Annotated in this window: 1 protein-coding gene; it reads right to left on the bottom strand. The window is 46.2% G+C overall.

Translation table 11 applies throughout. The features are described 5' to 3' along the window. Positions 1 to 62 precede the first annotated feature (62 nt). On the bottom strand, positions 63 to 546 hold a 484-nt coding region (locus tag R7Q46_RS29545; protein WP_318078634.1), incomplete at its 5' end, for a TRAP transporter large permease subunit.

Here is a 546-nt window from a genome sequence, read left to right as displayed (position 1 = left end):
TAACAACTTGTCTCAAAAGGTGAAGACTCTCAGCTCACAAAATCTCTTTTATTCCTTACCCATTAACCCATGCCGTAGAAACTTGGGAAAAACAGTAAGGAGGCAAGGACGAGAATTTGAATCGCAATGAATGGCATCACGCCACGATAAATATCCCGTGTAGTCACGCCTGCAGGCGCAACCCCTTTCAAATAGAACAAGCTGAAGCCAAATGGCGGTGTTAAGAAGGAGGTTTGTAAGTTCATCGCGATGAGAATAGCAAACCATGTCATGTTGATGCCGAGCAGCTCAGCAACCGGTGCGATAATAGGAACGATGATGAAACAGATTTCAACGAAGTCGATAAAGAAGCCCAGAATCAAAATCACAATCATCGTAATGATCAAGAAGCCCCACTTCTCACCCGGGATCTGCAACATCCATTCTTCGACCAGATAGTCACCGCCTGTATACGTAAACGCCATCGAGAACGCCGTCGCACCCAGCAAAATCGCGAACACCATCGCAGTCACTTTAACCGTCTCTTTCGACGCATCGTAGACCATT

The sequence above is a fragment of the Vibrio sp. 811 genome (genome assembly GCF_033339195.1).
The sequence above is the reverse complement of the archived record's forward strand: the minus strand, read 5'-3'. Positions and strand labels throughout refer to the sequence as shown.